The sequence below is a fragment of the Maricaulis sp. genome, from assembly GCF_048270095.1.
GTDB lineage: Bacteria > Pseudomonadota > Alphaproteobacteria > Caulobacterales > Maricaulaceae > Maricaulis.
Map to the genome: position 1 here is coordinate 132,328 of NZ_JBLWTL010000004.1, position 24,971 is coordinate 157,298.

Consider the following 24,971-nt stretch of genomic DNA (forward strand, 5'->3'; position numbering starts at 1 on the left):
CCCGCAATGAGTAAACGCCCGCTCGCGCCTGGCTCTGTCATCGGTATTCTCGGCGGTGGCCAGCTTGGCCGCATGCTGGCGATTGCGGGGGCCCGGCTGGGTTTCGACATGCATATTTTCGATCCCGAGCCGGATTGCCCGGCCGCGCGGGTTGCGGCGCGGTCCTGGGCTGCGCCCTGGGCGGATGCCGGTGCGGTGGAAGCCTTCGCGGATCGCTGCGATGCCATCACCTATGAATTCGAGAATATTCCTGTCGCGGCCGTCGCAGTCGCGGCGGCCACATCGCGTCTTCAACCCGGCGCGCGGTCGCTGGAACTGACCCAGGACCGCATCACCGAAAAACGCTTTATCAATGGAGCCGGCGTCGCCACCGTAGCCTTTGCGGCCGTCGATGGCCTGGCCGACCTGCCGGCCGCGATGGCGGTGACCGGACTGCCTGCCGTGCTCAAAACCCGCCGCTTTGGCTATGATGGCAAGGGCCAGGCCTGGATCCGCACGCCTGAGGATGCGGCTGCGGCCTGGGAAGCCATCGGCGAACAGCCCGCGATTCTCGAGGGTGCGGCCGCCTTTGAGCGCGAACTGTCCGTCGTTGCGGCGCGCTCGGTTGATGGTGTGGTGAAGGCCTGGCCCCTGGCGGAAAATGTGCATGGCGATGGCATATTGAAACAGAGCACCGCCCCGGCACCGGGGGTCGATGCGGCGCTGCAGGCAAGGGCGCTCGAGATCGCGACGGCGCTGGGCGATGGCATGGCGCATGTCGGCGTGTTTGCGGTCGAGCTGTTCGATCTGGGCGACGGCACGCTGCTGGTCAACGAGATCGCACCGCGCGTCCACAATACCGGCCACTGGACGATGGACGCTTGCGGCTGCGACCAGTTTGAGCAGCATATTCGTGCCGTAGCAGGCTGGCCGCTCGGCGATCCGGCGCCGCACTCCTCGGCGGTGATGACCAATCTGATCGGGCATGATGTTGATGACTGGGAAGCGATGGCGGCAGACCCGCACGTGCGGCTGCATCTCTATGGCAAGCGCAAGGCCCGCAAGGGCCGCAAGATGGGCCATGTGAACCGGCTGGGGACGCTGCCAGGCTAGCCTGGCCACCCGCCGGACCTTGCTCTCGCTCCCCGCTGACCTTACTTGGTGCGTAGATGCTGCCCCAAAATACCCTTCACTTTGATCGCCGCCATGATCGCGGTCCGTTCGACATTGTCGGCGATGTGCATGGCTGTGCCGGTGAGCTGGAACTCCTGCTCGGCAAGCTTGGTTATTCGATTGAGCATTCGGGGCGTGCAGGCTTGCGCGACTACGAGATCTCCCACCCGCAGGGCCGCCGTGCCGTCTTCCTAGGCGATCTGGTTGATCGCGGCCCCCGCTCGCCGGACGTGCTGCGTCTGGTGATGTCGATGGTCGAGGCCGGGCGGGCGTTGTGCGTCAGCGGCAATCATGATGACAAGTTGCGGCGCTGGCTTCTCGGCCGTGACGTCAAGGTTTCACATGGGCTGGGCGATACGATCACCCAGTTCCAGACCCAGCCGGACGGGTTTCGCGAGACTGTGCATGAATTTCTCGACCAGCTCGCGCATCATCATGTGCTCGATGATGGCGCGCTGATTGTCGCCCATGCCGGGCTCGTCGAAGACATGCACTATCAAAGCGGCGGCAAGGCGCGCGGTTTCGCGCTGTACGGCGCGACGACGGGCGAGCAGGATGAATACGGCCTGCCGGTCCGGCTCGACTGGGCGCAGGATTACGCCGGCGACGCGCATGTCGTTTACGGCCACATGGCGGTCAATGAGGCCGTCTGGGTCAACCGGACGATCTGCATCGACACTGGATGTGTGTTTGGCGGCCAACTGACGGCCCTGCGCTGGCCGGAACGCAAATTGGTGACGGTCGAGGCGCTCGAGACCTACTACGCCTCCCTGCGGCCGCGCTAGCGGCTTTGACGCGGGCTAGCTGCGCGGGCCGGGCCCGTAGCGCATCCGGCCGAGCAGGCCGCCAATATCAGGCAAGTCCGCCGTCAATTTGAGGACCTGGCCCTTGGTCTTCTCGAAATCCATCACATTCTGGATCCGGCGATCAAGGAATTCGCGTGCCTGCGGCTTGTCAGCGCTGTCCTCATTGAGCCAGCTCGACAGGGTGGTGCCGAAGACGCCGGAGAGAATCGCCCGCTTGGAGTAGAAATTGGCATCGGTCGAAGTGTCGCCGATCGCGCGCCAGATCGTGTCGGCTGTCGCCCATAATAATTGCGGGGCCTGACCCGCTGCATCCGGCAATAGAAGCCGCGCCCGGGCTCGCCGGGCGGCTTCCTCGTGCGGTGCGATGGCCTCCAGCCGGCACAACACGCCGAACGTCACGCGTTCGCGAATTTTCATCCTGGCCAGCTCGGCCTTGACGATTGTGCGCCCGGCCTGGCGATCCAGCTGGCGTGACCAGAAGCCGATCAGCTCGAGATCCCCACCAGGGCAGGCATTGCGGGCATCGCCGGTCGACAAACCTGCCTCATCACAGGCCTTTTTGAAGGTCGAGGAAGACCAGCCATCGAAGGCGGCGTGAGCCAGTGCAGCTTCCAGCAACTGAGTGCGGACGGTCTCTGTGTGAGTGCGCGGGGCGGTTTCAGTGTCGATCATGTGCCATATGTACCGGACTGGGCTCGCGGCGTCACCTGGTGCGAGTGCGCTGACAGAGTAGACTCAGCTTCGCGGCTCTGGTATCAGCCGCGCCTCTGGCAAACTAGCGACGTGGGGGTGGCCCTCGCGTCCAGCAAAATGGAGAGAGAGCCATCGTTCAGATCGTTGTGCGCGATAATAATGTGGAGCAAGCGCTCCGCGCGCTGAAGAAAAAAATGCAACGGGAGGGTACCTTCCGTGAAATGAAGCGTCGGAATCATTACGAGAAGCCGTCGGAGAAGAAGGCTCGCCAGAAGGCTGAAGCCATTCGCCGTGCGCGCAAGCTCGCCCGCAAGCGGGCACAGCGCGAAGGCCTTGTTGCCGTCCGTGGTGGCACCGTTCGTCGCTAGGGTTCGCCAGAGCCTGTAGAATTCCGGAAAACGCCGCGCCCCCAAGGGACGCGCCGTTTTCTTTCGTTCTGATTTCCGTGCGCTGCGGCCTCAGCCCGGCTTGCGCTTGCCGCCGAGGCGGAACCAGCCCTTCACCGTGTCCTGATTGGCCTGGTTGAGCGCGCCCATTCGGAACATCACGCCGGCACCCCAGATCACCGCAGCGGCGGTGACGATCATCACCACAGTTGTGCCGATGACATCGAACAGGGCCGGGTCCTGCGGCAGGCGTGCCAGCATGATGAAGGGGGTCCACAGCGGCACCCAGCTGGCGATGACTATGATCGGCGAATCGGGTGCATCGGCCGCCACCATCACCAGGAAGAGCGGCACCATCATGATCAGCATCATCGGGCTCATCAGGGTCTGGGCATCCTGCAGCGTCTCGCACAGCGAGCCGATAGCCAGGAAGATCGCGCCATACATCAAATAGCCGATGATGAAATAACCAATGGCGGGGAAGACCAGGGACGGGTCGAGCACCGCGGCCATGATTTCGCCCAGGGGGAGCTCGGCTGCGAATGGCATTTGCTGCAGCCCCAGCCCGACCGTTGCCGCCAATCCACCCCAGACCAGCAATAGCGTGGTCGAGACGAGGGCGACGCCCAACAGCTTGCCAGTGAGGATTTCATGATGGCGCGATGAGGCGAGCATCATTTCGAGCACTTTATTGCCCTTTTCCTCGATCATCGCGGTGAGCAGCATGTTGACGACGGAGAAGATCACGATCCACAGCCCGAAGGCGACGGCGATGGAGACGATGATCGGCAAGCGTTCCGCCGTAGTCACTTCAGCCGCCTCGGCGCTGCGCTCGGGATTGAGTTCCCGAACAGTCGGGGTCAACTCGCCTGCTGCGGCGACCAGGTCGGGCGAAACGCCACTCTCGAGCAAGCGATTGAGTTGCATGTGTTCGCGCAGTGTGCGGCGGATATCCGACCGCAATTCGCCGTCCGTCAGATTGGTACTCCAGTATTCGATCTCGATCGCCCCGCCCGCGCCCTGGCGCAGATAGATGGCGGCGAACAGGGGATGTGGCCCATCGCTGGTCTCGACGGTCTGTTCGCCCAGAAGATAGGGGCGCAGGGTTTCGAGATCGGTCGCCTCGGGATAGACGCGGATATATTTCTCTGCCGGTTCCGGTGCGTCGGCGACCGCTGCTGCAATGGCAGGATTGTCGCCCAGAAGCTCTGCGGTGGCTTCGCGGGTCGCTTCAGCCCGGGCTGCCCTCGCCGCCGAGCGCTGGCTCTCGATGGCGGCCTCAAGCGCGCCGCCCGACTCGTCGATCAGGGCGTAATAGCGGGTGGGTTGTGAGCTTTCGATCAGGATTGGCAAGCCAAAGCCCAGCGCCATGAACATCGGCATGGAGGCGAGTGAGAGCCAGAAGCCCCAGGTGGCGACATAGGAGAGATATTCGCGGCGGGCGATGAGATAGATAGCGCGCATCAGACGGCCTCCCCGGCAAGCGTTTCGTTTGAGAACTGGCTATTGGTTTCAACCAGATGGACGAAGGCATCGTGTAGATGGGCGCGGGCCGGCTCGAAGCGCAGCAGGCGGATATTGCCGTCGACACAGGCCTTGAGCACGTCCTGGGCATCGATGCCGGGGCCCAGATCAATCACCCAGCGCCGGGCGCCATCGGCAGCACCGGCTTCCTGCACGACCTCGCCGAGCGGCGCGAAAGTCTGTGTCAGGTCATGCTCTGAAACGGTCTCGAGAATAACGCGGCGCGGGATCATGGCCAGGGCGGCCTCGACATTGCCGTTAAATACTTTGCGGCCCTTTGCGACAAGAACGATCTGGTCGCACAGGCGTTCGGCATGTTCCATTACATGGGTTGAGAAAAGGATGGTGGCGCCGGCTTCGGCGCGGGCGCGGACGATTTGCTCCAGCGCCTTTTGGTTGACCGGGTCGAGACCGGAAAAGGGTTCGTCGAGAATGATGAATTCGGGATCATGGATCAGGGTCGAGATGATCTGAATCTTCTGGGCCATGCCCTTGGAGAGGGTCTTCACCTTGCTGTCGGCGACATCGGCGAGGCCGAATTCTTCCAGCATGGCGAGGCCGCGGCGGCGGGCATCGACCGGCGTGACGCCTTTCAGCCGGGCAAAGAAAATGATCACGTCGATCACTTTCATCTTGCGGTAAATACCTCGTTCTTCAGGCAAAAATCCGACGCGCTCCAGTGCGCTGGCGCGCGGTCGGCCGCCAAACAGGCTGACCTTACCGGCATCCGGGGTGAGAATACCGAGCGCCATACGCAGGCTGGTCGACTTGCCGGCGCCGTTCGGGCCGAGGAAGCCTGTGATCTCGCCGCGCTTGACGGAAAAGCTCAGATCGCGGACGGCAGGCTTGCCGCTGAATGTTTTCGAGACGCCGTCGAGCGACAAAATAATTTCGGACATGAGACCCCCAAGAGTGAGGGGCAAGTCTAGGCAGACCGGTCGTGCCAAGCTACCGGTATTGAGCAGGTCGCTATCCCCCCGTTTGCCACAGGACTGCCGCAAGACCGCGCTTGTCCTGCCATAAGGCGCTATATTGCCGCTTCTGCGCTATCGCCCGCCCGGCGATGATGACGGCAAGTGAGATCTTATGGCGCAAGACCCCCGCGCGAGCCTCCTGGCCCTGAAGGCCGAGCTGCTGGCCCTGTCGCAGGCATCGACCGAAGACCGTGAACCGGTCGAGCTCGACCAGCAATCCATTGGCCGGCTTTCGCGGCTGGACTCGATGCAGGTCCAGGCCATGGCCCGCGCCTCTGATGTCCGCCGAATCCAGGAAATCCGACGCATCGAGGCGGCCTTGAAACGGGTCGATGAAGATGAGTACGGCTGGTGTGTCGAGTGCGGCGAGGCGATTGACCCGAAACGGCTGGAGATTGACCTGGCTGCGGCACGGTGCGCGGGTTGCGCCTGATCCGGTTGCCAGGCTCGGCGGCCATGTGCGAAACCTAGCCTCGCCGGGTGTTATGATCCGGCGCTGACGTGTTGAACCCGCCCATGCAATTGTCCGACAAGCTTGACCTTGAGCCGGCCCGGACCGGTTTGCGCGATGCTGGCCGGGCGCGGATTTCCGGCCTGCTGACGGCCAAAGCCCTGCGACAGCTCACAGCCGCGATCTCGGATGTCTCCAAATGGCTGCTGGTGACGCGGCTGGCGGAGAAACATCTCAATCTCGATGCCGCCGCGATGCGCGCTCTGCCGGCCGACCAGCGTGCCGAGTTTGACGAGCGGGTGGCGATGGCGGCGCGGGCCGGTTTTCAATATCTCTACGAGACCTATCCGCTCTACGACAAGGCCCATGCCGGCATTCTCGAGGGCGAGGCCCCGGTGCTGGCCAGACTGTTTGCCTTCCTCAATGGCGAGACTTTCCTGGGCGCGATGCGCGATGTGCTCGACGCGCCGGAAATCAGTTTCGCCGACGGGCAATTGACCTGTTACCGCGGCGGCCACTTTCTGACCCGGCATGATGATGGTGTCGCCGGCAAGAACCGCGTCGCGGCTTTTGTGCTCGGTCTGAGCTCCGGCTGGCAGGGTGATTGGGGCGGGCAACTGCAATTCTACGATCCGGACGGCAATGTCGAAGCCGCCTACGTGCCGCGCATGAACACGCTGTCGCTGTTCAAGGTGCCGCAGCCGCATGCCGTCTCGATGGTCGCCAGTTATGTCACCACGCCGCGACTGGCGATCACCGGCTGGCTGCGCTCGGGCGAGGATCCGGGTATCGACATGTAAGCCTGTCGCCGGGATCAGGCCTTCACGGCGATACCGGCATAATTGAACGAGGCGAATTTCGGGCTCTTGGGCAGATACATTGCCTCCAGCTTTTCAATCCCGAAACCGGCCGCCTGCATCATCGTGTCGGGATGGCGGGTGAGGTGGCAGCCGCCGGCCAGCGGTTTCCAGACCGGCTCAATGCGTCTTTGCCATTTCGCGATCCCGGCATCGGGCGCGCCGCCATGCTCGGAGAACAAGAGCTTGCCGCCGGGCTTGAGCACGCGGCGCATCTGGGCCAGTGCCGCCTCGGCATCGGGAATGGTGCACAGCGTATAGGTCAGAACCACGGTGTCGACGGACGCGTCCTCAAGCGGGACTTCCTCGCCGGGCAGATCGATCAGTTCGACCGAAACCGGACAGGCGGCAATCGCGTCGGCGGCCTTGCGCCGCATGCCCTGCGAGGGCTCAAGCGCATAGAGGTGGGAGACTTTGGCCGGGTCGTAGAAGGAGAGGTTGGGACCGGCGCCGAAGCCGACCTCCAGCACGCGGCCTGTCGCCAGGGGCACGATCTGGGAACGTTTCTTCATGATCTGCGGCTGGCCGCAGGCGAAGCCGATGACGTGCGGCAGGACGTGTTCGTGATAGAAGCTCATACCCCAGCCTAGGGCAGGCGGGGGAAACGCTCCACGTATTTGATCTTGATTTTCGGGAAATGGTCGATGACTGGCCGATCACCATGCATTGCGATGCCATTGACAGTGCGCCCCGGCCATCTGCCTTTAGTCGACCGGGACTTGCAGGGCGCCATTCCCGCTCCACCCCGGGTTGACCGGCAAAATCGGTTCGTGTCTACCAATCGAAGCGCGCCTGGCTTGGTGCGCGGTCGCGCAGAGTGAGGTTCTCATGCTTCGATATGGTCTTCTTGCTCTTGCCGCTATAGCGGCTCTGGCTGCCTGGGCCGTTCTTGTCTTCGCCGCCGCGTTCTCTGGCTGGGGCCGCACCGCCATCGCGCCCGTCGGGGATGCGGAGGCGTTTGTGCAAGCGGTGGTGGACGAGGTCGAGGGCGTCCATCCCGGCAATTTCGCATTCGCCCTGGTCGAAGACGGGCAATTGGTTGGCGAATATTACACATCCCCGGGCGAGCCCATTGACCGGCACACCAGTTTCCAGACCGCCTCGCTGAGCAAATGGGTGTCTGCGGTCGGGATTATGGCGCTTGTCGAGGACGGCCGTATCGATCTTGACGCGCCGGTGTCGACCTATCTTCAAAGCTGGCAATTGCCCGAGAGCGGTTTCGATAATGAGCAGGTGACAGTCAGGCTGCTGCTGAGCCATACAGCCGGCCTGACGGACGGGCTTGGATATGGCGGCTTCCGGCCGGGCACGACGGTTCAGAGCCTGCCCGACGCGCTCAGCCAGGCCTCCGACGCATCACCCGGTGCCGATGGCCGGGTGCGCGTTGGCATGACCCCGGGCGAGCAGTTCGAGTATTCCGGCGGCGGCTACAGCCTGCTGCAACTCATCGTCGAGGACGTCACCGGCGAGTCTTTCGAGACCTATATGCAGGGGGCCGTCTTTCAGCCACTGGCCATGCATGATTCCAGCTATCTGGATCCAGAGGATGGCGGCGTGAACCGGGCCGAGATCTATGATGCGGCGGGTGAGCCTGCCGTGCGCTACCGGTTTTCCGGGCTGGCCCCGACGGCACTGAACGCGTCGACGGCGGATATGGTCGCCTTCGTCCTGTTCCACCTGTCCAGCAATTCCGGCAATGAGGCGTCATCGACGCCGGTTCTGCAGCCGGACACAATCGAATTGATGCGGCAGCCGCATGCCTTTCAGATGGGGGCCGAGATCTGGGGTCTCGGGACCGTGCTTTATGCCCCCGACGGAGTCGGGGATTTCATTGCCGGCCATGATGGCAGCAATGAGCCGGCTATCAATTCAGCGGTCCGGTATAATCCGGCGACGCGGGACGCTATCGTCATTCTGGAAACCGGCGATGCGATGCTCGCGACCCGGCTCGCCGGTGAGTGGGTGTTCTGGCAAAACGGCCAGCTCGATTCGTTCAGCTTCATGACGGCGCTTGATTCCATGCTGGAAAGGGTCGTCATCGGTTGGCTGGTTATTGGCCTGGCGACCGTCATTCTGCTGATTGTGATGATCAGGCGCGGGCGCCGCCGCGCCTAGGGCAGGCCGGGAAAGCTTTGCACGTATTTGATGCGGATGTCCGGGAAGCTGTCGACGAACTGGATCGTGAAATCGGCAAAGCTGGTGACGAACTCCCATTCGCCGCAATGATCGGGAAAGCTGGTCACCGTCTTGACCTTGAGATCGGGGAAACTCTCGACAATCTGGACCCGGATATCGGGAAAGCCCTCGACCACCTGCACTTCGCCATGAAGCGGGATGCCGTTCCAGGTGCAGTCGTCGGCAACAGGGCCAAGCGGGAGAAGGAGGAGTTCAGCAAACATGGCGGGAGCCTCCCACATCCGATCTGAACGAAAGATAAGCCATTAGCGGGCCGTCGGACCGAGCGCCAGAACAGCGAAGGCGACGCCCAACAGCACGATAGCGGGCGAGAAGAAGAGCGCATTCAGGCTCGCGAAGGGCTCGCTCGCGCGGCTGAACAGGCCGGGCAGATAGGCATAGATGCCGCGTGCCAGCATGATGACGGCGACGGTGCCGAGTGGAATGCGCACGAAGATCACGGAGTCGAAGCCGAAAACCCCGCGGGCCAGGGCGAAGCCGGCCGCGGCAAACACCAATACCGCCACGGCCAGAGAGTGCAGGGCCGGTGGCATGGTTTGCGACCGCGTGATGCCGATGACGGTCTTGACCAGGTCCGCTTCGGTCGCCGCGGGCCATAGACCGCCAAAGGCCCAATAGGCGTGCAGGACAGCAATCACGCTCATGACGGCAAACACCGACCATCCCAGGACGGGCATCATGTCGGTGCCCCGGCGACCCGCGCAGTGTTCGCGGTCATGCTAGTCCATCGCCTTGTTGATCTCTTCCGCCATTTTCTTGGCATCGCCCAGAAGCATCATGGTGTTGTCGCGGAAGAAGAGCGGGTTTTCGACGCCGGCATAGCCGGACGCCAGCGAGCGTTTGACGAAGAAGACGGTCTTGGCCTTCCACACCTGCAGCACAGGCATGCCGTAGATCGGCGAGGACGGATCATCCTCGGCGGCGGGATTGGTGACGTCATTGGCACCGATCACGAAGGCGACATCGGCATTGGCGAAAGCCGAATTGATGTCTTCCAGCTCAAACACCTCGTCATAGGGCACCTGGGCTTCAGCCAGCAGGACATTCATATGTCCCGGCATGCGGCCGGCCACCGGATGGATCGCGTAGGAAACCTCGACGCCTTCTTCCTTGAGGATGTCGGCCATTTCCTTCAGCGCATGCTGGGCCTGGGCGACCGCCATGCCATAGCCGGGCACGATGATGACCTTGCCGGCATTTTTCAGGACGAAGGCGGCATCTTCCGCCGACCCCTGTTTGGCATTGCCTTGCGGGCCCGCGACGGCCGCGGCGCTGCCATCATCGCCAAAACCGCCGAGAATGACCGAGATGAAGGACCGATTCATGCCCTTGCACATGATGTAGGACAGGATGGCACCCGACGAACCCACGAGGGCGCCGGTGACCAGAAGTGCCGTGTTTTCCAGCGTGAAGCCCAGAGCAGCGGCGGCCCAGCCGGAATAGGAATTGAGCATCGAGACAACGACCGGCATGTCGGCGCCGCCAATCGGGATGATCAGGGTAACGCCGAGCACGAAGGCTGCCAGGGCGATCATCCAGAAGGCCATTTTGGCGTCGCCGCCCGAGGCCATCAGAAAGGCGATCATGACGGCGATGAAGACGCCAAGCGCGATATTGATCGCGTGACGCAGGGGCAGAAGAATCGGCGCGCCGGACATATTGCCATTGAGTTTGGCAAAGGCGATCACCGAGCCGGAGAAGGTGATGGCACCAATCGCGGTGCCGATCGACAGCTCGAACAGGGAGAGTTTGTGCAAATGCCCGCTGACCGGATCGGCGATGCCGAAGGCTTCCGGCGCAAACAGGGCCGCAGCGGCCACCAGCACGGCGGCCATGCCGACCAGCGAGTGAAAGGCGGCGACGAGCTGCGGCATGGACGTCATCGAGATGCGCCGCGCGATCACGGCACCAATGCCGCCGCCCACCATCACGCCGCCAATGATCAAGGCAATCGAGGCGCCGTCGAGCCGCGCGGCAAGCAGTGAGGTGATGATGGCGATCGCCATACCGGCCATGCCGAAGAAATTGCCCTGACGGGCGGTTTCCGGGCTCGACAATCCACGCAAGGCGAGGATGAAGAGAATGCCCGAGAGGAGGTAAAGCAGTGCGGCGAGATTTGCAGACATGGCGCTCTCTTGCGGTTTGGGGCGGTTAGTCGGAGTAGCGGATCGTGTAGCCGTTGATGTCACGGACGGTTGAGCCACCGTTCAACTCCAGGGGTCCAATCATCAAGGTCAGGTTCGCGCGTGGATCATTGCGGGTCATGGTCACCGCTTCGACGAGGCGTTCGGCGCGCCATCGGCGTTCCTCGTTATTGCCCCCGTCGTGGGCCGGGAAGGGCGTCACGTCGAGCCAAAGAATGTAAAAGTCCTGCCCATAAGGATCATTGCGATCACAGGTGATCCGCAGATCCGTGACGTCAAGGCTCAATTCGGTCACGGCGCGGCACTCGACCTCATAAAAACGGGGCCGGGGACCGGCGGCGCGGCGCTGCTCGGCTTCCTGGGCTTCACGATACAGGTCGAGCGTCCGCCGGGTCAGGGTGGGGGCGTCCGACGCGTCGTCCTCGTCCTGGACATCCTGCTCCGCGTCTGGCCGTTGCAGCATCGCCGGATTGCGCAAGGTCGGCAAATTGGTCCGCGTTTGGGGTTGTGGCTGGTTCTGCGCCTCGGCGCCCGAAATGCCGACCGCAAGGACGGACAGGAGTAACAGGGCTCTCATCATGCCTTGCGCTCCTTCTTCTTGTACATCGCCAGCATGCGCTGGGTGACCATGAAGCCACCGAAAATATTGACGCTGGCGAGGATGATGGCGAGCGTGCCGAGGCCGCGCGAGAAGCCGGCCCCGCCGCTGCCATCATCGGACACACCGGTCGCGGTCGCGGCCAGCAGGGCGCCGACAATGATCACCGAGGAGATGGCATTGGTGACAGCCATCAACGGCGTGTGCAGGGCGGGCGTGACCGACCAGACGACGTAATAGCCGATGAAGATCGCGAGAATAAAGATCGCGAGGCGAAAGATGACGGGATCTACGGCTTCCATAAAATTATTCCTCCCCGGTTCAGGGCTCTAGTTTCGCGTTGGCAGGGCGGTGTTGGTCATGACGACATTGAGTTGGCGGATTTCGGGCGAGTCGATCAGCGTGATGCGAATGGCATCGCCGACCGGCTCGATGCGGAGCGTCACGCCCAGCAAATTGCAGAGGTCGGGCTGGTCGCTCAAGGGTTCGCAGGTGAACCGCGTCTCCAGACGCTCGTCATCGAGGTATTTCGTGAAGCTGGGCTCGCCATTGCGCATTCGGTCGAAGACGACCTGTGACGTGGCTTCAAGCGCTTGAGAGGGTTCAACGGCTTCATATGGAATGGGTACAACGCGATCCAGTGCATGCACGATATTGGCGAGAAATTGCGTGTTGGTGCGACTGTGGCGCGTCAGATAGCCGCCGTCGAACACACCGTCATCATTGAAGTCGCGAAAGCATTGCACCCGTGTGACCGGCGCGTTGTAATCAATCCGTGGGCAATAGGCATACCCACCGGTCACCCTCAATCCAAACAGCAGGCTTCCCGCGGGTACCAGCGCGCCACGCTGGGGCCGGACGCGGGGCTGGCCATCTTCGAGCAGCCGCACCGCATAGCGCGGCCGTACGGGTTCAACCCAGACGGTCTCGCCGCGATTGACGACACGCGGAGATTCCAGACCTTGCGGCGGATAGGCGAGGAGTTCGACGCGGCCATTCTCGGCCCGGGGGACGAGTTGCGCGCTTGCCATTGCGCTGAACGCGAGCGTGGCAATCAAGGCAGCCGTGACAGGCAGAATCCGGGGCGTCATCATCAGGTATCCTATTCCTTCACCAGGCTCGGATGCACCACCGCGCCATCGCGGGTCAGGGCCATGCCCTGGATGATCTCGTCATCCCAATGCGGCGCGCGCTTGCCATCCTCGCCGACCAGAAGCGGCAGGAGATTGGCCAGGTTCTTGGCGTAGAGCGCCGAGCTGTCGGCGGCGAGACGGCCGGGCAGGTTGGAGAAACCGGCGATCATTACGCCCTGGTGGGTGACGATCTCGTCGGCCTTGGTCAGCTCGCAATTGCCACCATTGGGCGCGGCCAGATCGATGATCACGGAGCCGGGCTTCATCGCTTCCACCATCGCCTTGGTGATCAGTTTGGGAGCCGGACGGCCCGGGATCAGCGCCGTGGTGACGACGATGTCCTGCTTGGCAATATGACCAGCCACAAGCTCGGCCTGCTTGGCCTGGTATTCCGGCGACATCTGCTTGGCATAGCCGCCGGCGGTCTCGGCCTGTTTGAATTCCTCATCCTCGACGGCGACGAATTTGGCGCCAAGCGAGGCGACCTGTTCCTTCGAGGCCGGGCGGACATCGGTGGCCGACACCACAGCGCCGAGACGGCGTGCCGTGGCAATCGCCTGTAGTCCGGCCACGCCGGCACCCATGATGAAAGCCTTGGCGGGGGCGACTGTGCCGGCTGCGGTCATCATCATAGGGAAGGCGCGGCCATAGATGTGGGCCGCTTCGATAATGGCACGATAACCGGCGAGATTGGACTGGCTGGAGAGCGCATCCATCGCCTGGGCCCGGCTGATGCGCGGCACGAATTCCATCGCCAGCGCATCAATCCCGGCCTTCGCCAGGGCCTTGGCCCGCGCCTGCGCGCCATAGGGGTCGAGATGGGCGACCAGCAGCATGCCCTTGGGCAGTTTGGCCAGTGTCGCATCATCGGGCATCTGGACGGAGAACAGGGCGTCGGCGCCCTTCAGGGTCGCAGCCAGCGTGCCCATTTCGGCACCGGCGCCCGCATAGGCATCATCGGTTACCGAGGCGGTGAGACCGGCGCCCTTTTCAATCGCGACGACATGGCCGGCGGCGGTGAATTTCTTGATCGTGTCGGGTGTTGCAGCGACGCGTGTCTCGCCCGCATGTCGTTCTTTCAGAATGGCTATTCGCATAGTGTCCCGCCGCTTGATGTTGCAGGCGGCTACGATGCGCGAATTCGCGGGTCAGGGGAAGACCTGCCCGAAAGATTCCTGCCATTCGGGTCTGAAATCAGCCGGCGAGGAAGGCGCTGAACAGCTGGGACAGGCCGCCACAAATCAGGCCGAAAACGAATAATCCGCCGACGGTGACATACCAGCTGGTCTTCATAGAGGTCAGCAGGCCGAGCACGACGCCAACAATCGCCACGCCGATCAAGGAACTCATCCAGTCAGCGCCGACGGCGAAGACCAGGGTGAGATAGAGCAGGGTGACAATCAGCACCAGCGACGACCAGACGGTGACCGCGATGAAGCCGTCAAACGTGTTCTTCTGGCTGGTGATATTCATTTCGCCGCGCGTGTAGTCAGCTGCCATGAGGACTGCCCCTGTTTGAGTCACTGATATTCTTCTGCCGATAGCATGCACCGGGGCCAAGGCCAAGATGCCCGACTGCCGCAGGTCAGGCAGCCGGACGCCGGCGTCCGGCACAAATGTTGCGGCGACGCCACGGTCCGGGGTTTTTCCCGGGGCCGCCGGTTGTGGCGCTGAAACGCTTTCAGTATGGGTTGAGCCGGAACGGGGGAATGTTCGATGCGTGTGCCATTCGCGATCTGGTCCGGCTTTCTCGCCTTGCTTGTCTATGCAGGGCTGGCCGGTGTGGAATATCTCAATTTCGGTGCGTTTGACCCGATGTGGCCGATGGTGCGCCTGATCGCTGCGGTCTGGCTGGGTCTCGTCCTGCTGGTCGCGATTTTTGGTGCGCTGCGCCGCTCCATGATGGTGCGTCCGGCCGCCCTGCCAGACGATATCGCCCGTGAACTCAGGCAGCATGAGGACTGAGTGTCAGCCCCAGCCGGGTCCGGTCAGGACTTCGAGGGCTGCGGCAACGGCAATCGGCTGATCGAGGATCAGGTGGTGTTTGGCGTCCGGTATCGAGACCATTGTAGTCCCGGCGCCAAAAGTCTCGCGCATGAAATCCCAGACCTCATCCGAGACCAGGCTTGAATCGGCACCGCGGAACAGCGCGATCCGGCATTTCAGGCTGGCAGCGATTTCGGCTGGCGAACCGCGGTCATAGGTCAGCTTGCTCCACAGGTGCGGATCAAATTTCCAGGTCCAGCCATCGCTGCCATCGGGCCGTTTGGCCGGTTTCAGTGACTGGCGCGCGATATGGTCGAGCAGGAAGGCATTGGCGCAATCCTGTTCGGGCAGCAGCCGGAAACGCTGGAGCGCGGTCTCGAACGAGGCATACACGCTGCCGCCACGACTGGGCGGCGGGGAATTGCGTTGCTCGCGTTCGGGCCGGATAGGGCTGTCCAGCACGGCGATTCCGGCCAGCTCGGCGCCGAATTCTGCCGCCGTTGCGAGCGCGACAAATCCGCCGAAGGAATGCCCGACCATGAAGGGCGCACCGGCTTCGAACGCGCCGCCGGCGCGGCCCGCAGTGATGGCTTCCAGGGCATAGGTGTCCATGCTGTAGCCGTCGCGGTGATCGCTATCGCCCATGCCGGACAGATCGAGCGCGACGACGCGTCTTCTGTCGGCCAGGAAGGGCGCGATGGAATCCCACCAGTCCTTGTGGGCCACGCCGCCATGCACGAGGATCAGGCCGGGCAGGCCGGTCTCGCCCCAGGCCTTCCAGTGAATGGTCGCGTCATCGACGAGGACGGTGCCGGTTTCGGTCGGCACGGCGAGCGCGCGCTCGAACCAGGCCGGTGCGGGTGGCTTGACGCCTTCATACTGGACAAGTGGAGCAGGCGGGCGCGCCGGACGGGGGGAGGTCTTTGTCATGATGCAGCGCTAGCGCCGATGCTGCGTTGCGTCAATCTCAGCCGGGCTGCATTCCGGTCAGAAAGGGTATGGCGAATACCGCCCATGCATTATTGGCGATATGTCCAAGCACCGGAGCGGCTACGCGGCCGGTCGCCAGGCGCGCCACACCCAGCGCCATGCCGAGCAGGGCGGTCGATGTCATCACCATCAGGCCCTGGCCGATATGGATGAGGCCGAAAGCGGTCGCCGAAATCAGCACGGCAAACAGGCCGGGCACGCCGCGGGCGATCAGCATGGGCAGCATCCAGCCGCGGAACAGGACTTCCTCGACCAGCGGCGCAGCCAGCAGGGTCAGAAGGATAATCGCCCACAACGCAGCGCCATTGCTGACAAAATCATCGATATTGGACACGTCTTCCAGCTCGGCCCCGCCGGCCAGGGTCAGGCCCGGATCCAGCATCGCGATCTGGTGGAACCAGAGCGTCAGCGGGCTGCCAAGGGTCAGCATGAAGACGAGGACGAGCAATCCCGCGAGGACGTCATTCAGCCTCATCGGGATCACCGAGAAGGCGGCGCGATGGGCGGCATAAATCCCGAAATGATGCCACATCAGCAGCGCCAGGACGGCATAGGCCACGGCCGAACCGGCAAATTGTGCGGTCTCCATCGTCAGACCCAGCGTCTTGCCATCGATCAGGGCCCAGGCGCCCTGGGAGAGAATCTGGAATGCGATGGCGAGGCCGAATAGCAGGCCGGGCCAGACCAGCATGCCGGGCAGGGAATGGATGAACAGCAGGCGCTCATGCTCCTGCAACTCAGAAAGCCGGTCTTGCGGCGCAAACGGCCAGCGCACAGGGCTGTTGGAAAGTCGGGTCGCTGGATCGCGCATCATTGCTTCTCGAAGGCGGGGGAATACCCCCTCGGCGAGCTTATGCTTAACCGGTCCTTGCCGCCGCTTAAACGTGAAATTTAGAAGAGTGTCCCATAACGGTCCGCATAGACGCCCTGTCGGCAACGGCAGCGAGGTCAAAAGACCCGGCGAAAACAATGCGACCGAAAAGGCGTGGGTGTGATGGTGAAATCAGTTTTGATCGTGGATGACGATCCGACGCAACGCCGCCTTCTTCAGGCGGTGATCGAAAAACAGGGCTACCGCGTAGAGACCGCAGAAAGCGGCGATGCGGCCCTGGACCGTTTGGCTTCATCGCCTGTCGATGTGATGCTGCTCGATCTGATCATGCCGGGGATGGACGGCATGGAGACGCTGGAGGCGGTCAAGAAGCGATTGCCCGATCTCCCGGTCATCGTGCTGACGGCCAGTGGCGGTATTGAAACCGTTGTGGCGGCCATGCGGGCCGGCGCTTCGGACTTCTTTGTCAAACCGGCCAGTCCGGAACGCATCGCGGTGTCGATCCGCAATGCATTCAAGGTTCAGAACCTCAGCGGTGAGGTCAAGCGCCTGACCCGCAAGGCGGCCAATATGTCGGGCTTTGCCGATATGATCGCCGATGCTGCAGCAATGCAGCAGGTGGTCCGGCTGGGTGAACGCGCCGCGCAATCGGACATCCCGATCCTGGTCACCGGCGAATCCGGTGTCGGCAAGGAATTGGTCGCCCAGTCGATCATGGCCGCGTCCAAGCGCGCCGGTGGTCCCTTTGTGGCGGTCAATTGCGGGGCGATCCCGGAAAACCTGGTGGAATCAACCCTGTTCGGTCACGAAAAGGGTTCCTTCACCGGCGCGACCGGCAAGCATATGGGCAAATTCCAGGAGGCCGATGGTGGCACGCTTTTCCTGGATGAAGTCGGTGAGCTGCCGCTCGACATGCAGGTCAAACTCCTGCGGGCCCTGCAGGAGGGTGAGGTTGATCCGGTCGGATCCAAACGCCCCGTCAAGGTCAATACCCGCATCATTTCGGCAACCAATCGCGACCTCACAGAGCGTGTCGCCGCCGGCGCCTTCCGCGAAGATCTGTTCTACCGCCTGAATGTCTTCCCGATCGAAGTGCCGTCCTTGCGGTCGCGCCAGGATGACGTGCCAGCCCTGGTGCGCCATTTCATCGGCCGCTTCAACGCCCAGGAGGGCAAGGCGATCGTCGATGCGGCGCCGGAAACACACGCCATGCTGAGCAAGTTCGACTGGCCGGGTAATGTCCGTCAGCTGGAAAACGCGGTCTTTCGGGCCGTCATCCTGGCCGATGGTGACTATCTGACGCCGGCCGATTTCCCGCAAATCTCCGGTCTTATTCCTGATATCCAGAGCCGACCCGGTGCGGGCGAGATCTCTCTGGCCGCGGTCGAACTGGTCGCGGGTGCTGGCGAGCCGGCTCCGGTGGAGATCATGGATGAGGGCGGCAATCTGCGGTCACTCGAGGATATCGAGCGCGACCTGATCGAATTCGCCATCGAGACCTATGCCGGACGGATGAGCGAAGTTGCCCGCCGCCTCGGTGTCGGTCGCTCGACCCTGTATCGCAAGGTCCGCGAATACGATCTCGATGTCGAAGGCGTTCGCGCCACCGGCTAGATCTCAAAACCAGCTTCCCAGCCACGGGATGCCGGCCGCGTGTTGTGCGGCGGGCTGTGAAGCGGGCTGGCTCCTGGTCAGGAGTCAGCCCGTTTCTAGCCAGAATCCAGGGCAATGCTCCAAAAAAAACGGGCCGTCTCCTTGTGGAGCCGGCCCGAAATCCGGGCCACCGCGCCGGGGGGAGAGCGCGGGGCCTGGGGGATGCGTCAGGGGTGGGACGTCAGAGGTGGGCGCCGGCCAGCTGGAGCGCCCGGTGGGGCACGGCGTGAAGCATGGCGCGCTCCTGCCAGGCGGCATAGACGGGGATCAGGGCGGCTTCACGGACAAAGGAAATTTTCAACTGCCGGACCAGGGCCGACAACGAATCAGCCATGCCCTCGATATTGTCGCTGCCGACTTCCAGCCCCAGCTCGACATGGGCGCGCAGGACATCGATCCGGGCCATCAGATCGAGCAATTGCTCGTCGAGATGGGCGACATATTCCCGCGCCAACGGGTCGGCAGAAAGCGGGGCGTAGATATTGTCGGCCTTGAAGGCGCTCAGCCGGTCAAGCTCATCAATGCCGCGCTGGAAGGCGGCCGCGCCCCGGACCGAGGAGAGCGTGTTCTCGACGGCCGAACCAAGGCAGTCCAGAACATTCTCCTGCATGAGGTTTATCTGATCCATCGGGTCAAACCGGGTGTCGAACATTGCTCTGATCTCCTCTGATCGAAGGGCAATGATACGCGTTTGCGCGGCCGGCGCGCCTTGCGAATGGGAATAGCTTTAACGCCGCGCTAACACCTTGCCTCAAAGGCGAGTCTTGCCACCCTCGATCACGCGCGGCTTGAAACCGCCGGCCCGGGGGGGCGCGGGCTCTGGGGCCGGGGTGTCGCCCGGGGGCGCAGGCACCGGGACGGGCCCGGTCGCGCGAGCCGGCCCCGGCTTGGCTGGGGGCGGAGGAGACGGATCGAAATCTTCATGGATCTCGCGCGAACGCGGGCCGGTGGCTGGCGTTTTGCGTTTGAAGCCCTTGCCCTGCGACATGGGTTTGCGCGCCTTGCCGGCGGCCTTTTTCTCGATCTCACGCAGTTTCAGGGCCTGCCGCGCCGAGAGCGCTTCTTCGGTATCGCCCTTGCCGGGATCATTGAAGGCCGAGCCATAGGTCTCCAGCCGCTCCTCCAGTGAGCCGAGAAACTCGCCCTCCCATTCCGACAGCGAAGCATCCGGCGTACCGGCCTGCTCGGCGGCGCGCTTGGCGCGCTCCAGCCGGCGCAGGGCCTTGCGGGTCTTCTTTTCGTCGATCTTGCGGGGCACGCGATCCTCCGTTGGGGGAGGCGGGCAGTCTAGCTCTCGACGGCGCCGAGATACAATTCAAGAAGCGCTTCCATTTCCTGGCGCTCATTGCGGTCAATCTTGCGCAGGGAGATCACCTTGCGCATGACCTTGGGATCGAAGCCCATGGATTTGACCTCGGCATAGACTTCCTTGATGTCGGCGGCGACATTGGCCTTGTCTTCTTCAAGGCGCTCAATGCGGGCGACAAAAGACTTCAGATGGTCGCGCGCGACCCCGCCCATGGCGTCGGAATCGTCAATCGGGCCTGTCGGTGCGGTGTCGGTGAAAGCCATCTGTGTAACCTTTGCTGCGGCGGAGCGCGACACTAGGCTGGCAAGGCGTCTGCCTCAAGCCGGTCGGCCAGTGATTTCCACCGGAATTCTCAGTCCTGTGCCCGTTCGCGCACGGCGATCATCGCCTCGAGCACGGCGCGCGGATGGTGGTGGTGGAGATTATGCCCGGCGCCGGAAATCAGGCGCAACTCGGCATGGGCCATCCGCGCTGCGACCTGGCCGGAATGTCGATGCGTCCACACCACAGTATCGGCCTTGCCGGCCAGAAACACGCTCGGCACCGTGATGTTTTCGTAGCGCTCTTCCTGCAATTCCAGATGCCGATTGACCTGGGTCATGTCGCGCGCATTGGCGATCCAGTTGCCCGGGCGCAGGATCAGGGGCAGGCGCGAAGCCGCGACATAGTCTTCCGGCACAGCTTCGGGGTGGAAGGCCGAACGCGCTCCCGCCGCCAGCTGGCCATGCCCGGCCAGCGGAATGATGATGCGCGTCAGCAAGGGCCCGATCAGTGGCCAGCCGCTGGCGGAATTGAACCAGGCCGCTTCGCCAATCCAGGCGGAAAGCGCCGGCGCGACGAGCACAAGACCGGTGACGCGGCCGGGATGGTCGATAGCGAGGCGCATCGCAATCGCACCGCCCCAGGAATGACCGATCACGACGGCCTCGCGAATATCGAGCCGGTCCAGAAAGCTGACGATCAGCGCCGCTTCATCGGCGGGTGACCAGCGCGTCGATTGTGGCCGTTCGCTCCAGCCCAGACCGGGGCGGTCGAGCCAGATCACGTTCTCGCCGGCGAAGGCCTCGCCGAGCGCCATGCGGGGTTCCTCCAGATTGGAGGCGGCGCCGTGCAGGACCAGAATGGCCGGACGGATCGCATCGCCGCTGCGGCGGTAATGCAGGCGCGTGCCGTCTATCTCGAGAAATTCGCCTTCGGGCGGGTGCGCCTTGCCGATCCGGTGCGAGACCAGCCAGCCGCCCAGTGCGCCGAGGAAGAGCCCGGCCAGGGCAATGAGTGCGATGAGGCCCGCTGGCGTCACCGCTACAGCGCGCGTCCGGCCCGGGCCGCATCGATGCGGGCCTTCGCCTGGACTGCCGGGGCATAGGTGGGATGGATGTCCAGCGCCTCTTCATAGGCGTCGAGGGCGGCATTGAGGGCCTGGGCATTCTCGAGCACACGACCGAGCGTGACATAGGCATCGAACCGGCGTGGTTCGAGTGTCAGGGCGGTGTTCAGCGTCTCGAAGGCATAGGTCCAGTCTTCCAGCTGCGTCGCGACCCGGCCGGCGGCGAGCCAGCCCTCGGCGAAATCGGGCGCCAGGGCGGTGACATGATCATACATGCGCGCCGCGATGTCATGATCGCCGGCGGCCTCGGCAACATGGCCGCGATCCATCAGCAGCGAGACCGTGTCGCTGCCTGAATGGGCCCAGAGGGCAAAAATTTCATCGACCAACGGCCGTGCGGCAGCCTCATCGGCGGTGGCCAGCGCATCAAGCCTTGCCGTCAGCCGCTCCTGCGGTGTCTGGAACTCGACCTGCGGCGCGATCTGCAGCGTTTCTGGTGCCGGAAGCGGGGTAACATCCTGCGCGGCAGCGAAGGTCAGCAGGGCGGAAGCAAGCAGGATCATCATGGTCATAAGGATAGAGGCTCTTGCGGCGGCGTCCAGAGGGCGCCGCCGCAAGCTTGCCAAGATTTAAGGTCGGTCGGGTCGGCCCGTATCAGCCGGTGAACAGGCCCCAGACCACCAAGCCGGTCGAGCCGAGGAACATCAGCAAGAGCGCGACCCCGCCAATCATGAAGCCGAGTTCGCGCTTGCCTGGATCGGCCATATAACCTTGCGAGTACAGCACACGCCCGATCAGCCAGACCAGGGCGCCAATGCCGGCATAGAGGTCGCCGGCCAGAGTGGCGAAAATCCAGAGCACGGGCAGGAAGAGCACCATTTGCTCAACCGTGTTGAGGTGAACGCGATTGGCACGCTCGAACTCTTCGGAGCCGGACATGGCCGGCGCCTTGATCCCGGTCTTGCCACGGGCCATGCCGACGCGCGCCATGAAAATAATCGTCATCAAAACGGCACCAAGCGTGCCGAGCATGGTGAAGGGATAGGCTGCCATGGAATGTCTCACTGAATGGGGCCGCAAACGGCGTGAAAGGAACAAGTTGTTCGCATGTAGCCGGTGTCGCGGACACGTGCCAGCACGATCATGAATTACAGGAATTCAACGGCGGCTCTAGACACGGGCGGCATCCAGGCGGGCGAGCTGGTCCGGTGAAAGCTCCAGCGTCAGCGAGCCGAGCAGCTCGTCGAGCTGTTCCACACTGGTGGCGCTGGCAATCGGCGCCGTGATGCCGGGCTGGGCGGCGATCCAGGCCAGGGAAATCTGCGACAGGCTGGCGCCGGTCTGAGTGGCGATATCATCCATCACGCCGAGCAGGGCCATGTGGGCTTCAGTGAAATAGGCTGTCATCCTATCGCCGCGCGAGCTCTTGCCGAGATCGGCCTTTGAGCGATATTTGCCGGTCAGAAAGCCCGAGGCGAGGCCGAAATAGCTCAATACGCCGATATTTTTCTCGATGCACAAATCGCGCAGCGCGCCGGCAAAGCGGTCGCGGCGGATCAGATTGAATTCCGGCTGCAGCACGGAATACGCGGCCCAGCCCCGCGCAGCACTCATCTCCAGCGATTGCCGCAGCCGTTCAGCGGAGAAATTCGACGCTCCGAGCGCCTTGACCTTGCCGGCGTCGACCAGTTCGGAAAACGCGTGCAACACCTCGTCCATCGGCGTGTCGGGGTCATCCTGGTGGGCGTAATAGAGGTCGATATAATCGGTCTGGAGGCGGTTGAGCGAGGCCTCGACATGGCGCGCGATCAATTCCGGATCGAGCGGTTTGGGGCCGTCGATCGGCAACATGCCGACCTTGGTCGCGATCAGGACATCATCGCGTTTGCCGCGTCGGTTGAGCCACTCGCCGATCACCGTCTCCGACTCGCCGCCAACATGGCCGGGCACCCAGGCCGAATAGACATCGGCGGTATCGATCATGGTGCCGCCGGTTTCAACGAACCGGTCCAGCACGTCGAAAGCTTTTGGCGTTTGCAGCGTCCAGCCAAACACATTGCCGCCGAAGGCGAGGGCGGGCGTGGAAAGGCCGCTGGAGCCGAGGGGGCGGAGCTGGGTCATGGCGCGTGTCCTGTGCGGGTTGGGAGGAGCCAGATCTATCCCCGACAGCCGCCCTCGGGAAGCCCCGACCGATGACACCGCTCTCGCTGCCAAAGGCTGCACCCGGTGCGGAGACGGGCCGCGATTGTCCGGATAGGGTTCATGATTTCACGGATTTGCGTGTACTTGCAGGTCGATGCGCGCTATGCGTTGGGTCTCGACAGGCGTTGATTTCGAGACTTCAGCGCCGCATGGGTCGTGACCCGAACTCGAAAACCAGACCCGGCGAATGATTGGCCGGGCAGGCGGAAAGGCGAACACATGACATTGACCGGACTACTGATCTGGCTGCTGATCGGCGGGGTCGCCGGCTGGCTCGCAGGGCAGATCGTCAAGGGCTATGGCTTCGGCCTGCTCGGCAATATCGTCGTCGGGATTGTCGGCGCTTTCGTCGGCGGCTGGCTGTTCGGCCAGTTTGGCGTCACGCTGATGCCGGGCATTCTCGGCGCGATCATCGGCGCCACCGTCGGCGCTGTCGTGGTGCTCTTGCTGCTCAGCTTGATACGCCGGGCCTCCTAACACCGGCTGCGCGACCTCCGGGGAAAGACACCTCTTTCCCCGTGGGACGCGTCCCGAAAGTGCCCGTTCCTTTGCCGCGCGGTGAATAGAGAGCATATTCACCGCAAATCATGCGGCGAATATGCTTGCTCATGCAGTGAATAGTCGGCATGTTCGCCGCATGAGGTGCGGTGAATGACGGAATATATCCATGATCTGGCCGATTGGCCTCGCTTCACCTGGAGCGAGGCCGCGCTGGCCGACAAGCTGGCGGCGGTGCGTCACCGCCAGGGGCGGCTGTTTGGCCGCATGGGGGCGCTGGGATTCGCGCTGCGCGGCGAGGCGCAGCTCGTCACGCTCACAGAGGACGTGTTGAAGTCGAGCGAGATCGAGGGCGAGCGCCTCGACCGGGCGCAGGTGCGCTCTTCCGTGGCACGGCGTCTGGGCCTGGATGTCGCCGGGCTGGTGCCGTCGGACCGCAATGTCGATGGGGGCGTCGAGATGATGCTCGATGCGACCCGCAATTTCGGCACCGAGCTGACCGCCGACCGCCTCTTCGCCTGGCACGCGGCGTTGTTCCCGGCCGGCCGCAGCGGTATGAGCCGGATCGTCACGGGTGCCTGGCGCGAGGCGGCGTCCGGTCCGATGCAGGTCGTCTCCGGCGCGGTCGGCCATGAGACCGTGCATTTCGAGGCCCCGGCCGCTGACCGTTTGCCGGGCGAGATGCGGGCTTTTCTGGCCTGGTTCAATGGCAAGACAGCGCTCGATCCGGTGCTCAAGGCAGCGGTCGTGCATTTATGGTTCGTGACCCTTCACCCTTTCGAGGACGGCAATGGACGCATCGCCCGCGCCCTCGCCGACATGCAGTTGGCCCGCTCGGAGGACAGCGCCCAGCGCTTCTACAGCCTTTCGGCGCAGATCCGCCAGGAGCGCGGTGATTACTACGCCATGCTCGAACGCACCCAGAAGGGCGATCTCGACATCACAGTTTGGCTGATCTGGTTCCTCGATGTGCTCGACCGTGCCTTCGACGGCGCCGAGACCACCTTGGCTCATGTGCTGACCCGGGCCCGGGTCTGGGAAAAGCTCGCCGGCCAACCGCTCAATGAGCGTCAGAGCAAGGCGATCAATCGCCTGCTCGATGGCTTCGAAGGCAAGATGACAAGCTCGAAATGGGCGGCGCTCACCAAAACCTCAGCGGATACGGCCTTGCGCGATATCCAGGATCTGGTCGCGCGCGGCGTCCTGGTGAAGCTGGCGGGTGGCGGGCGCAGTACAGGGTATGGATTGGCGGAGTGAGGG

At 63.3% G+C, this 24,971-nt stretch carries 31 protein-coding genes; 10 read left to right on the forward strand and 21 right to left on the reverse strand.

Translation table 11 applies throughout. From position 1 onward, the window contains the following. Positions 1-6: 6 nt before the first annotated feature. On the forward strand, positions 7-1,092 hold the full coding sequence (locus ACN0YJ_RS04330) for a 5-(carboxyamino)imidazole ribonucleotide synthase (protein WP_417495448.1): 1,086 nt from the start codon (positions 7-9) through the stop codon (positions 1,090-1,092). Positions 1,093-1,148: 56 nt separating this feature from the next. Beyond that, positions 1,149-1,937 (forward strand): metallophosphoesterase, encoded by a 789-nt coding sequence (locus ACN0YJ_RS04335; protein WP_417495449.1) that lies wholly within the window; start codon positions 1,149-1,151, stop codon positions 1,935-1,937. Between the two features lie 15 nt (positions 1,938-1,952). Here ACN0YJ_RS04335 and ACN0YJ_RS04340 read toward each other — a convergent pair whose 3' ends face one another. Next, entirely contained in the window at positions 1,953-2,630 is a 678-nt protein-coding gene (locus ACN0YJ_RS04340; RefSeq protein WP_417478369.1) for a COQ9 family protein, read from the reverse strand. Between the two features lie 152 nt (positions 2,631-2,782). On the opposite strand from ACN0YJ_RS04340, the gene rpsU reads away from it, so the two are divergent. Beyond that, on the forward strand, positions 2,783-3,019 hold the full coding sequence (gene rpsU, locus ACN0YJ_RS04345; RefSeq protein WP_091768260.1) for a 30S ribosomal protein S21: 237 nt from the start codon (positions 2,783-2,785) through the stop codon (positions 3,017-3,019). A gap of 90 nt (positions 3,020-3,109) precedes the next feature. On the opposite strand, the gene ACN0YJ_RS04350 is transcribed toward rpsU, so the two are convergent. Beyond that, the gene (locus ACN0YJ_RS04350) at positions 3,110-4,501 is read right to left on the reverse strand and encodes an ABC transporter permease (RefSeq protein ID WP_417495450.1); all 1,392 of its coding nucleotides are present in this window, start codon (positions 4,499-4,501) and stop codon (positions 3,110-3,112) included. Then, positions 4,501-5,460 carry an ABC transporter ATP-binding protein gene (locus ACN0YJ_RS04355; protein WP_417495451.1) on the reverse strand — a complete coding sequence of 320 codons (960 nt, stop codon included), beginning with the start codon at positions 5,458-5,460 and terminating at the stop codon, positions 4,501-4,503. The genes ACN0YJ_RS04350 and ACN0YJ_RS04355 overlap by 1 nt, the downstream gene beginning before the upstream one ends. Before the next feature lie 187 nt (positions 5,461-5,647). Between ACN0YJ_RS04355 and ACN0YJ_RS04360 the strand changes: the two genes are divergently transcribed. Together ACN0YJ_RS04360 and ACN0YJ_RS04365 are read left to right on the forward strand one after the other, a co-directional pair. After that, on the forward strand, positions 5,648-5,968 hold the full coding sequence (locus tag ACN0YJ_RS04360; protein WP_417478366.1) for a TraR/DksA family transcriptional regulator: 321 nt from the start codon (positions 5,648-5,650) through the stop codon (positions 5,966-5,968). An 83-nt stretch (positions 5,969-6,051) separates the two neighbouring features. Next, positions 6,052-6,786 carry a 2OG-Fe(II) oxygenase gene (locus ACN0YJ_RS04365; protein ID WP_417495452.1) on the forward strand — a complete coding sequence of 245 codons (735 nt, stop codon included), beginning with the start codon at positions 6,052-6,054 and terminating at the stop codon, positions 6,784-6,786. Positions 6,787-6,800: 14 nt separating this feature from the next. Here the strand turns inward: ACN0YJ_RS04365 and ACN0YJ_RS04370 are convergent, their stop codons facing one another. Next, positions 6,801-7,421, reverse strand: a complete 621-nt coding sequence (locus ACN0YJ_RS04370; protein WP_417495453.1) for a methyltransferase domain-containing protein — start codon at positions 7,419-7,421, stop codon at positions 6,801-6,803. Between the two features lie 250 nt (positions 7,422-7,671). On the opposite strand from ACN0YJ_RS04370, the gene ACN0YJ_RS04375 reads away from it, so the two are divergent. After that, complete coding sequence (locus ACN0YJ_RS04375) at positions 7,672-8,958, forward strand: serine hydrolase domain-containing protein (RefSeq protein WP_417495454.1); 1,287 nt, start codon at positions 7,672-7,674, stop codon at positions 8,956-8,958. Here ACN0YJ_RS04375 and ACN0YJ_RS04380 read toward each other — a convergent pair. From ACN0YJ_RS04380 to ACN0YJ_RS04415, 8 genes are all read right to left on the reverse strand, one after another. Then, on the reverse strand, positions 8,955-9,242 hold the full coding sequence (locus tag ACN0YJ_RS04380) for a hypothetical protein (RefSeq protein ID WP_417478362.1): 288 nt from the start codon (positions 9,240-9,242) through the stop codon (positions 8,955-8,957). The genes ACN0YJ_RS04375 and ACN0YJ_RS04380 overlap by 4 nt on opposite strands. Before the next feature lie 42 nt (positions 9,243-9,284). Then, entirely contained in the window at positions 9,285-9,719 is a 435-nt protein-coding gene (locus tag ACN0YJ_RS04385) for a DUF3995 domain-containing protein (protein ID WP_417478361.1), read from the reverse strand. Between the two features lie 39 nt (positions 9,720-9,758). After that, on the reverse strand, positions 9,759-11,165 hold the full coding sequence (locus ACN0YJ_RS04390) for an NAD(P)(+) transhydrogenase (Re/Si-specific) subunit beta (RefSeq protein WP_417489036.1): 1,407 nt from the start codon (positions 11,163-11,165) through the stop codon (positions 9,759-9,761). A 25-nt stretch (positions 11,166-11,190) separates the two neighbouring features. Further along, complete coding sequence (locus ACN0YJ_RS04395; RefSeq protein ID WP_417495455.1) at positions 11,191-11,763, reverse strand: hypothetical protein; 573 nt, start codon at positions 11,761-11,763, stop codon at positions 11,191-11,193. Beyond that, complete coding sequence (locus tag ACN0YJ_RS04400; protein WP_417478358.1) at positions 11,760-12,083, reverse strand: NAD(P) transhydrogenase subunit alpha; 324 nt, start codon at positions 12,081-12,083, stop codon at positions 11,760-11,762. Before ACN0YJ_RS04400 ends, ACN0YJ_RS04395 begins: the two co-directional genes overlap by 4 nt. Positions 12,084-12,110: 27 nt before the next feature. Then, positions 12,111-12,875, reverse strand: a complete 765-nt coding sequence (locus ACN0YJ_RS04405) for a hypothetical protein (protein ID WP_417478357.1) — start codon at positions 12,873-12,875, stop codon at positions 12,111-12,113. A gap of 8 nt (positions 12,876-12,883) precedes the next feature. Then, the gene (locus ACN0YJ_RS04410; RefSeq protein ID WP_417489034.1) at positions 12,884-14,011 is read right to left on the reverse strand and encodes a Re/Si-specific NAD(P)(+) transhydrogenase subunit alpha; all 1,128 of its coding nucleotides are present in this window, start codon (positions 14,009-14,011) and stop codon (positions 12,884-12,886) included. Between the two features lie 97 nt (positions 14,012-14,108). Further along, positions 14,109-14,414 carry an aa3-type cytochrome c oxidase subunit IV gene (locus ACN0YJ_RS04415; RefSeq protein WP_417478355.1) on the reverse strand — a complete coding sequence of 102 codons (306 nt, stop codon included), beginning with the start codon at positions 14,412-14,414 and terminating at the stop codon, positions 14,109-14,111. Between the two features lie 216 nt (positions 14,415-14,630). On the opposite strand from ACN0YJ_RS04415, the gene ACN0YJ_RS04420 reads away from it, so the two are divergent. Continuing rightward, positions 14,631-14,879: a hypothetical protein gene (locus ACN0YJ_RS04420; protein WP_417495456.1), complete on the forward strand. Its 249-nt coding sequence runs from the start codon at positions 14,631-14,633 to the stop codon at positions 14,877-14,879. Between the two features lie 3 nt (positions 14,880-14,882). Here ACN0YJ_RS04420 and ACN0YJ_RS04425 read toward each other — a convergent pair whose 3' ends face one another. Together ACN0YJ_RS04425 and ACN0YJ_RS04430 are read right to left on the reverse strand one after the other, a co-directional pair. Further along, positions 14,883-15,830, reverse strand: coding sequence for an alpha/beta fold hydrolase (locus ACN0YJ_RS04425; protein WP_417495457.1), 948 nt, complete (start codon positions 15,828-15,830; stop codon positions 14,883-14,885). Between the two features lie 37 nt (positions 15,831-15,867). Next, entirely contained in the window at positions 15,868-16,704 is an 837-nt protein-coding gene (locus ACN0YJ_RS04430; protein ID WP_417495458.1) for a CPBP family intramembrane glutamic endopeptidase, read from the reverse strand. Positions 16,705-16,884: 180 nt separating this feature from the next. On the opposite strand from ACN0YJ_RS04430, the gene ACN0YJ_RS04435 reads away from it, so the two are divergent. Further along, a complete protein-coding gene (locus ACN0YJ_RS04435; RefSeq protein WP_417478351.1) occupies positions 16,885-18,336 on the forward strand; it encodes a sigma-54-dependent transcriptional regulator in 1,452 nt (483 codons plus the stop codon). A 220-nt stretch (positions 18,337-18,556) separates the two neighbouring features. On the opposite strand, the gene ACN0YJ_RS04440 is transcribed toward ACN0YJ_RS04435, so the two are convergent. The 7 genes from ACN0YJ_RS04440 to ACN0YJ_RS04470 all read right to left on the reverse strand — a co-directional run bounded on the left by ACN0YJ_RS04440 (position 18,557) and on the right by ACN0YJ_RS04470 (position 23,132). Next, positions 18,557-19,027, reverse strand: coding sequence for a hypothetical protein (locus ACN0YJ_RS04440; protein WP_417495459.1), 471 nt, complete (start codon positions 19,025-19,027; stop codon positions 18,557-18,559). A gap of 99 nt (positions 19,028-19,126) precedes the next feature. Then, positions 19,127-19,633 carry a hypothetical protein gene (locus ACN0YJ_RS04445; RefSeq protein ID WP_417489031.1) on the reverse strand — a complete coding sequence of 169 codons (507 nt, stop codon included), beginning with the start codon at positions 19,631-19,633 and terminating at the stop codon, positions 19,127-19,129. A 29-nt stretch (positions 19,634-19,662) separates the two neighbouring features. Beyond that, on the reverse strand, positions 19,663-19,947 hold the full coding sequence (locus tag ACN0YJ_RS04450; protein ID WP_339741918.1) for a DUF2312 domain-containing protein: 285 nt from the start codon (positions 19,945-19,947) through the stop codon (positions 19,663-19,665). Positions 19,948-20,036: 89 nt separating this feature from the next. Then, positions 20,037-20,984, reverse strand: a complete 948-nt coding sequence (locus ACN0YJ_RS04455) for an alpha/beta fold hydrolase (protein ID WP_417495460.1) — start codon at positions 20,982-20,984, stop codon at positions 20,037-20,039. A 2-nt stretch (positions 20,985-20,986) separates the two neighbouring features. Continuing rightward, a complete protein-coding gene (locus tag ACN0YJ_RS04460) occupies positions 20,987-21,583 on the reverse strand; it encodes a hypothetical protein (RefSeq protein ID WP_417489029.1) in 597 nt (198 codons plus the stop codon). 82 nt (positions 21,584-21,665) lie between these two features. Further along, positions 21,666-22,064, reverse strand: a complete 399-nt coding sequence (locus tag ACN0YJ_RS04465; protein ID WP_417489028.1) for an MAPEG family protein — start codon at positions 22,062-22,064, stop codon at positions 21,666-21,668. Between the two features lie 117 nt (positions 22,065-22,181). Further along, a complete protein-coding gene (locus ACN0YJ_RS04470; RefSeq protein ID WP_417495461.1) occupies positions 22,182-23,132 on the reverse strand; it encodes an aldo/keto reductase in 951 nt (316 codons plus the stop codon). Between the two features lie 300 nt (positions 23,133-23,432). On the opposite strand from ACN0YJ_RS04470, the gene ACN0YJ_RS04475 reads away from it, so the two are divergent. Together ACN0YJ_RS04475 and ACN0YJ_RS04480 are read left to right on the forward strand one after the other, a co-directional pair. After that, positions 23,433-23,690 carry a GlsB/YeaQ/YmgE family stress response membrane protein gene (locus tag ACN0YJ_RS04475; RefSeq protein ID WP_417478344.1) on the forward strand — a complete coding sequence of 86 codons (258 nt, stop codon included), beginning with the start codon at positions 23,433-23,435 and terminating at the stop codon, positions 23,688-23,690. A 174-nt stretch (positions 23,691-23,864) separates the two neighbouring features. Beyond that, complete coding sequence (locus ACN0YJ_RS04480; protein ID WP_417495462.1) at positions 23,865-24,968, forward strand: Fic family protein; 1,104 nt, start codon at positions 23,865-23,867, stop codon at positions 24,966-24,968. The last annotated feature ends 3 nt before the right edge of the window (positions 24,969-24,971 follow it).

What these genes read in the sequence shown, in the direction of transcription:
- ACN0YJ_RS04330 (WP_417495448.1), top strand. Translation starts at nt 7, where the DNA reads ATGAGTAAACGCCCGCTCGCGCCTGGCTCTGTCATCGGTATTCTCGGC.
- ACN0YJ_RS04460 (WP_417489029.1), bottom strand. Translation starts at nt 21,583, where the DNA reads ATGACCATGATGATCCTGCTTGCTTCCGCCCTGCTGACCTTCGCTGCC.
- ACN0YJ_RS04430 (WP_417495458.1), bottom strand. Translation starts at nt 16,704, where the DNA reads ATGATGCGCGATCCAGCGACCCGACTTTCCAACAGCCCTGTGCGCTGG.
- ACN0YJ_RS04410 (WP_417489034.1), bottom strand. Translation starts at nt 14,011, where the DNA reads ATGCGAATAGCCATTCTGAAAGAACGACATGCGGGCGAGACACGCGTC.
- ACN0YJ_RS04470 (WP_417495461.1), bottom strand. Translation starts at nt 23,132, where the DNA reads ATGACCCAGCTCCGCCCCCTCGGCTCCAGCGGCCTTTCCACGCCCGCC.
- ACN0YJ_RS04375 (WP_417495454.1), top strand. Translation starts at nt 7,672, where the DNA reads ATGCTTCGATATGGTCTTCTTGCTCTTGCCGCTATAGCGGCTCTGGCT.
- ACN0YJ_RS04425 (WP_417495457.1), bottom strand. Translation starts at nt 15,830, where the DNA reads ATGACAAAGACCTCCCCCCGTCCGGCGCGCCCGCCTGCTCCACTTGTC.
- ACN0YJ_RS04465 (WP_417489028.1), bottom strand. Translation starts at nt 22,064, where the DNA reads ATGGCAGCCTATCCCTTCACCATGCTCGGCACGCTTGGTGCCGTTTTG.
- ACN0YJ_RS04370 (WP_417495453.1), bottom strand. Translation starts at nt 7,421, where the DNA reads ATGAGCTTCTATCACGAACACGTCCTGCCGCACGTCATCGGCTTCGCC.
- ACN0YJ_RS04450 (WP_339741918.1), bottom strand. Translation starts at nt 19,947, where the DNA reads ATGGCTTTCACCGACACCGCACCGACAGGCCCGATTGACGATTCCGAC.
- ACN0YJ_RS04335 (WP_417495449.1), top strand. Translation starts at nt 1,149, where the DNA reads ATGCTGCCCCAAAATACCCTTCACTTTGATCGCCGCCATGATCGCGGT.
- ACN0YJ_RS04435 (WP_417478351.1), top strand. Translation starts at nt 16,885, where the DNA reads ATGGTGAAATCAGTTTTGATCGTGGATGACGATCCGACGCAACGCCGC.
- ACN0YJ_RS04400 (WP_417478358.1), bottom strand. Translation starts at nt 12,083, where the DNA reads ATGGAAGCCGTAGATCCCGTCATCTTTCGCCTCGCGATCTTTATTCTC.
- ACN0YJ_RS04420 (WP_417495456.1), top strand. Translation starts at nt 14,631, where the DNA reads ATGCGTGTGCCATTCGCGATCTGGTCCGGCTTTCTCGCCTTGCTTGTC.
- ACN0YJ_RS04390 (WP_417489036.1), bottom strand. Translation starts at nt 11,165, where the DNA reads ATGTCTGCAAATCTCGCCGCACTGCTTTACCTCCTCTCGGGCATTCTC.
- ACN0YJ_RS04395 (WP_417495455.1), bottom strand. Translation starts at nt 11,763, where the DNA reads ATGATGAGAGCCCTGTTACTCCTGTCCGTCCTTGCGGTCGGCATTTCG.
- ACN0YJ_RS04415 (WP_417478355.1), bottom strand. Translation starts at nt 14,414, where the DNA reads ATGGCAGCTGACTACACGCGCGGCGAAATGAATATCACCAGCCAGAAG.
- ACN0YJ_RS04440 (WP_417495459.1), bottom strand. Translation starts at nt 19,027, where the DNA reads ATGTTCGACACCCGGTTTGACCCGATGGATCAGATAAACCTCATGCAG.
- ACN0YJ_RS04475 (WP_417478344.1), top strand. Translation starts at nt 23,433, where the DNA reads ATGACATTGACCGGACTACTGATCTGGCTGCTGATCGGCGGGGTCGCC.
- ACN0YJ_RS04365 (WP_417495452.1), top strand. Translation starts at nt 6,052, where the DNA reads ATGCAATTGTCCGACAAGCTTGACCTTGAGCCGGCCCGGACCGGTTTG.
- ACN0YJ_RS04385 (WP_417478361.1), bottom strand. Translation starts at nt 9,719, where the DNA reads ATGATGCCCGTCCTGGGATGGTCGGTGTTTGCCGTCATGAGCGTGATT.
- ACN0YJ_RS04350 (WP_417495450.1), bottom strand. Translation starts at nt 4,501, where the DNA reads ATGCGCGCTATCTATCTCATCGCCCGCCGCGAATATCTCTCCTATGTC.
- ACN0YJ_RS04360 (WP_417478366.1), top strand. Translation starts at nt 5,648, where the DNA reads ATGGCGCAAGACCCCCGCGCGAGCCTCCTGGCCCTGAAGGCCGAGCTG.
- ACN0YJ_RS04355 (WP_417495451.1), bottom strand. Translation starts at nt 5,460, where the DNA reads ATGTCCGAAATTATTTTGTCGCTCGACGGCGTCTCGAAAACATTCAGC.
- ACN0YJ_RS04340 (WP_417478369.1), bottom strand. Translation starts at nt 2,630, where the DNA reads ATGATCGACACTGAAACCGCCCCGCGCACTCACACAGAGACCGTCCGC.
- ACN0YJ_RS04480 (WP_417495462.1), top strand. Translation starts at nt 23,865, where the DNA reads ATGACGGAATATATCCATGATCTGGCCGATTGGCCTCGCTTCACCTGG.
- ACN0YJ_RS04405 (WP_417478357.1), bottom strand. Translation starts at nt 12,875, where the DNA reads ATGATGACGCCCCGGATTCTGCCTGTCACGGCTGCCTTGATTGCCACG.
- ACN0YJ_RS04380 (WP_417478362.1), bottom strand. Translation starts at nt 9,242, where the DNA reads ATGTTTGCTGAACTCCTCCTTCTCCCGCTTGGCCCTGTTGCCGACGAC.